Here is a 5,678-nt window from a genome sequence, read left to right as displayed (position 1 = left end):
GAAGGGGGGTTCGAAGCGGCGGGCGGCTTCGTAGGCGCGGCGGCTGCCGCGAAAGCGGGAGCGGCGGGGATGTCGCCTTCGGGTCATGCCGGAAGGATGGCTAGATCCGGCGCGTGGGGGAAGGGCCGATCGGCGCACGCGTCCCGGATGCGGGAGGTGGCATGGAACAGGCCGCATCTGCGCCCCGCCGGCGCGTCGGCGCACCATCGGAGAAGCACCTCACACGGCACCGGGGCGCGCGAAGGGTATACTCGATGCGCCCACGCTTCCCGGCAGCCCAGTCGAGGCGTCGATGCTCCGTCGTTCCACCCGATCGCCGGCCGGCCTGTTGCCACGGGTTCTGCGCCTGTTTCCCCTGGTGCTCGCCGCGGCGGCCCTCGGTCACGGGGAGGCCGCCGGGCCAGGACGCACCCTTTCCGGAAAGGCCCTGCGGGCCGAGATCCGATTCGCCGCCGACATGGCGCGCCGCGGGCTGTGGCGGGAGGCGATGTTCCGCTGGAGGAGGGCTCTCGAGGCTCGCCCTCGCGACCCGCGTCTTCTCAACAACGTGGCCGTGGCCCTCGAAGCACAAGGACAACGCGAGGAAGCGCTCGCCACCTACCGCCGCGCTCTGGAGGCGGCCGGCGGGAACGATCCGAATATCCGAGCCAACTACGAGCGGGCGCGGTGGGCCGCGGAGGCGCGCTCGGGTGGGGACACGCCGGAGGATTCGCGACCGTGACGGGCGGCAGGCGAGGCCCGTGGCGCGCCCTGCTCGGCGTCGCGGCGATCGTGGCGGGCGGGAGCCCTGCGCTCGGAGGGTGGGAGGAGGTTCCGATCGACGTCCCGCTGCCACCGGTCCTCGAGACGGAGGCGGGGGAGCGGGTTCTGGTGGCCCGCTTCAACGGTCCGGGGCATCCGACGATCGACGTTGGGCTCGAGGTGGCACGGTGGGTGAAGCGGCGCCTCGCGCGCCGGACTTCCCTCGACGTGCTCGACGTGCCGCCGCCGCCGATCCCCGAGCAGCGCCCGGAGCAACTCGCCGCCAACGATCTGTTCTGGAAGCGGCTCGGGGGCGACTTCTCGGCCGACCTGATCGTGGCCGGCGTCGCCCGCTACGAGGTGGAAGACCGGTCAGGCTTCGTCAACGAGGACGTCACCAGTCCGCTCACCGGCCAGACGGTCAGGCGAACTCGGTATCGCGAAATGACCGGCTACCGGCTGCGGCTCGACATCTTCTTTTTCAAGGGCGACAACGGCGCCTTGCTGCACCACGACGTCTGGCAGGAGGAAGCCGTCCTCGGAGAGGAGGACATTCCCGAGGATCTCGACGCCCTCTTCAGGCTGCTGGACGCCATGGGCGATGACCTGGACGGGGTCTTCCTGCCCGGCCGGGTCCAGGAACCGCGCTACATCTGGGTCGAGTGATGCCCCCCGCCCGCCGGTCCCCCGCCGCAGCCTCGCCACCCGCGTCCCGGTCCGCGGGCCGCCGGCGGGAATCCGCGGAGGTGCAAGCCGTGCGCGCCCACCGATTTCTGTTCGCCTTGCTGGCACTCGTGTTGTCCGCCACGCCGGCGGCGGCACAGTTCGGGCAAAACAAGATCACGTACGAGACCTTCGACTGGAAGGTCTACCGATCGCCGCACTTCGATGTCCACTTCTACGAGCTGACGGACGCGCAGCTGGAAGAGGTCGTCTCGGAGGCGGAGTCGGCCTACCTCGACCTGTCGCAACGTCTCGACCACGAGGTCCGGATCAGGATCCCGATGATCCTCTACCGGACGCACAAGGAATTCCAGCAGACGAACATCTCCCTCCAGGAAATCCCCGAAGCGGTGGCGGCGTTCACCGAACCATTCCAGATGCGGATGGTTCTCCCGATCGACGATCCCCCCGACAAGCGTTACAAGCTGATCCGCCACGAACTCGTCCACGTGTTCGAGTTCGACATCTTCTTCGGAGACTCGCTCCGGCGGACGATCCGGGGCCGCGCGCCGCTGTGGCTGATGGAGGGGCTCGCCAGCTACCTGGGGGACGACGAGGATTCGTTCGATCAGATGGTCATCCGCGATGCGGTGGTGAACAACCTCGTGCCCTCCATTCGCGAGCTCGACGTCCTGAGCTTTCTCACCTACCGCTACGGCCATGCGATTTTCGACTTCATCGAAAAGGAGTTCGGCCCCCAGGGAGTCCGGTCGTTCCTGTTCGAGTTCCGCAAGTCCCTGCTGAGCGGGAACATCGAGAAGCCGCTCCGCGATGCGTTCGACATGAGCGTCGAGCAGTTCGACCGGCGATTCGCGCGCTACCTCAGGCGGCGCTACCTTCCGGTGCTCACCGACAAGCTGTCTCCCGACGAGTACGGAAAGGAAGTCGGACTGTCGAAACCGGGGCGCTTCACGTTCTCGCCCGAGCTGAGCCCGTCCGGAGACCTGATCGCCGCGCTCGCCACGCCGGGGCTGGAGCTGGACGTCGTCATCCTCTCGGCGAAGGATGGCGAGCTGATCCGGAATCTCACTCGCGGCTTCACCAACAAGTACGATTCGATCGTCACGGGGGTCTTCGAGGGGAAGCGCGACCTGGCCTGGTCTCCCGACGGCAGCATGCTGGCGTTCTTCGTGGCGCGTGAGAACGTGCACGAACTCCGCATCTACGACCCGGTCAGTGGCCGGCTGCTCGAGCGGATCACGATCGACGAGATTGCGGCGCCCCGATCGCCAGCCTTCTCCCCGGACGGGCAGTGGATCGCCTTCTCGGGCAATCTCGGGGGCTACTGGGACATCTTCCGGGTCAACATCGACTCCAAGGAGATCGAAAACCTGACGCGGGACGTTCACCCGGACAGCAATCCGTCGTGGACCCCCGACGGGAAGCGGATCCTGTACAACCGCAGGATCGGCTCGTTCGAGAAGATCTTCTCCGTGGAGGTCGGAGCGCCGGAGCACAAGACACAGCTCACGACCGGCGCAGCCTCCGACATCCAACCGCGCCTCTCCCAGGATGGCCAGTGGATCTACTTCTCGTCGGATCGGGGACTTTACGGCGTGTTCAACCTCCACCGGCTGTCGACGGCCGACGGGAGGATCGAGCGCCTGACCGATCTCGCCGGCGGAGCCTTCGCGCCGGTGGAGCTGGCGCCCGCCGGCGACGGCGCCCGCCAGCTCGTGTTCAGCGCCTTCTCGGGCGGGACCTTCCGGCTGTACCGCATGAAACTCGCCGGAGAGGCGGTGGAGAAGGCGATCGCCGCGGGAAAGGCGGAACCCCGCACCTCCCCCCTCGCGCCCTCGCGGCGGCGCTCCGCGACGGAAGAACGTGAAGGCGGCTCGGCGGTCTCGGAGCCACCGCAGACGGGAAAGGAGGACGAGGATTTGCGCCCGTTCGTCCCCCCCCTGCGGTTGCGGCTCGACGCCGACAAGCAAGAGGACTACCGCCTCACGTGGCGGCTCGACCAGCCGGACATCACGCTCGGGGTGACCGACGACGGGCGGCTGCTCTCGCACGTGGCTCTGCAGTTTTCCGATCTACTGGGTAATCAGCGCATCTTCATCGCCAGCAACTCGGTGAACCAGTTCTCCAACACGTCGGTCACCTACCTGAACGTGACCCGCCGCCTGGACTGGGGCGCCCAGCTCGCCGACTACCGCGATTTCTTCCTCGTGTCGGACAGCCTCGGCCGCAGCAGTCTGGAGCGGTCCACACGCATCACGCAGGTGTCGGGATTCCTCCGCTATCCGTTCAACCGGCACTACCGCGTGGAAGCGCAGCTCGGTTATGCGCAGCAACGCTACGACCTGCCCCTCGGTTTCGACGTGCAAACCGGAGAACTTCTCTTTCTCCGGTTTTCCAACGATTTCCCGTTCGGCAGCCTGAGCCTCGTCGGGGACACGACGCGCTTCCGGAACTTCGGACCGTTCCACGGCCACCGCTTCCGGCTGGATCTGACCGGGTACAAGGTCGTCTCGGGAGATCTCGACGGCGAATCGGTGAAGGAGATCCGCTGGGACTACCGGGGATACCAGCACCTGACCGCCCGGAGCCTAGTGGGCGTGCGGTTCGCCGGAGTCCTGCGTGACGGCCGGCTGGCCAACGTGAGCAGCCTGGGAGGGCTGAACCAGCTTCGCGGGTTCCGTTTTCGCGAGTTCTTCGGGGAGAACGTGGTCTGGGCCAACCTGGAGCTCCGCTTCCCCCTCTTCGATCGGATCGTGTGGAGCTTCGGGCTGCCCACCGGTCCCGTTCGGGCGGCGATGTTCGTCGACGCGGGCTCGGCCTGGTACGGGGACGAGCTGCTGCCCGACGGAAGCCGGGGGAAGATCGTCTACGATCCGCTCCTCGGCGCTTTCCGCCCCTACGCCACCCGAGGCCCCGACGGCAAACTTCTCGACCTCCACGTTTCGGCCGGATTCGACCTGTCGGTCCCGCTCCTGGGGCTGCCGATGCACTGGTCCTTCGCGCGGATCTACGACGGGGACACACTGGGACCGACGCGCTCGGATTTCTACATCACCTTCGACTGGTAGGGGGCTTCCTTCCCGGTGCGTTTCTGGTGGGCGTTTCCCGCCCGCACGGTTCCCGGCCGGCCTCGGGGGACAACCGGTCCGCCGGCGCCGGCTCTCCCGATGGAATCCTCGGAGGAAACGGCAGGCCCTCGAGGACCCTGGCCGAGGTGATTCATGAGGCCCTCGGCAACGGCGCCGTATCGGCTCGATGGCCGGACCTTCGGGACCAATCGCCCGCACTCGGCGTCCCCGCTGCCCGACAATCCGCCGGTGTGTCCGGCCATCCGTTCGGCCGCGCTCCGCACCGCCGAGCCGGAAGCGAGAACCGTCCCTGCGAAGTCCTTCCCAGCGGAGGTGCACTCTCGATGGTGCGTTCTCGCATCCATGGCGCTGATCGCTCGCAGGCTCCGATCTCAGACGGCTCCGTGCCGGCGAACCAGGGCCGAGGTCTTTTCCTGACACCGAGTCGGAGAGCGTTCCGCACCGTCGGGGATGCATCTCACTTCCCAGCGGAGGTGCAGTCCCGATGGTGCATTCTCGCATCCATGGCGCTGATCGCTCGGAGGCTCCGATCTCAGGCGGCTCGGTGCCGGCGAACCAGCGCCGACGTCGTTGTCCGACATCGAGTTGTAGAGCGTTTCGCTCCGTCGGGATGCACCTCACTTCCCAACGGAGGTGCACTCCCGATGGTGCGTTCTCGCATTCATGGCGCTGATCGCTCGGAGGCTCCGATCTCAGACGGCTCCGCGCCGGCGAACCAGGGCCGATGTCTTTTCCCGACACCGAGTTGCAGAGCGTTCTGCACCGTCGGGGATGCACCTTTCGAACCATGGGAGGTGAATCCCCGAAGGTGCAAGATCTCACGCGAGCCGAGGGCAGCCGGGGAGCTGCGGGCGCCGGCCGGTTCCGGGTCGCGGGATCCTGGCGAAGTCCCCGTATCAAGTGGAGTTGGGCGCCGATTCGCATCATCGCGGATGCACCTTTCCACCGACGGGAGGTGCTCCCTCGATGGTGCGAAACGCCGCGCAGCTCGTTGAGAAGCCACCACTTCGGCCCGATCCTGTGCATCGGTCCGTTCGAGACTGGAACCTTCCATCCTCCAACGACTTCGGCGGAACAACGCACCATTGGGGATGCACACCACGACCGATGAGCGGTTGAGACGGGTCTCCGCGCTTTCGACGCGGCCCATCGCCCCGGGTGGCG

The 5,678-nt window shown here is 67.2% G+C and carries 3 protein-coding genes; all 3 read left to right on the top strand.

The features are described 5' to 3' along the window. The first annotated feature begins 292 nt into the window (after positions 1-292). Genes D6718_02005 through D6718_01995 form a run of 3 tightly spaced genes read left to right on the top strand, consistent with a single transcriptional unit; the run spans position 293 to position 4,493 of the window. Positions 293-721 (top strand): hypothetical protein, encoded by a 429-nt coding sequence (locus tag D6718_02005; GenBank protein ID RMG48348.1) that lies wholly within the window; start codon positions 293-295, stop codon positions 719-721. After that, positions 718-1,407 carry a hypothetical protein gene (locus D6718_02000; GenBank protein RMG48347.1) on the top strand — a complete coding sequence of 230 codons (690 nt, stop codon included), beginning with the start codon at positions 718-720 and terminating at the stop codon, positions 1,405-1,407. Before D6718_02005 ends, D6718_02000 begins: the two co-directional genes overlap by 4 nt. Further along, on the top strand, positions 1,407-4,493 hold the full coding sequence (locus D6718_01995) for a hypothetical protein (GenBank protein RMG48346.1): 3,087 nt from the start codon (positions 1,407-1,409) through the stop codon (positions 4,491-4,493). Before D6718_02000 ends, D6718_01995 begins: the two co-directional genes overlap by 1 nt. Positions 4,494-5,678: the final 1,185 nt, after the last annotated feature.

The organism is Acidobacteriota bacterium (assembly GCA_003696075.1).
GTDB lineage: Bacteria > Acidobacteriota > Polarisedimenticolia > J045 > J045 > J045.
This window is presented reverse-complemented; position numbering and strand designations above follow the sequence as displayed.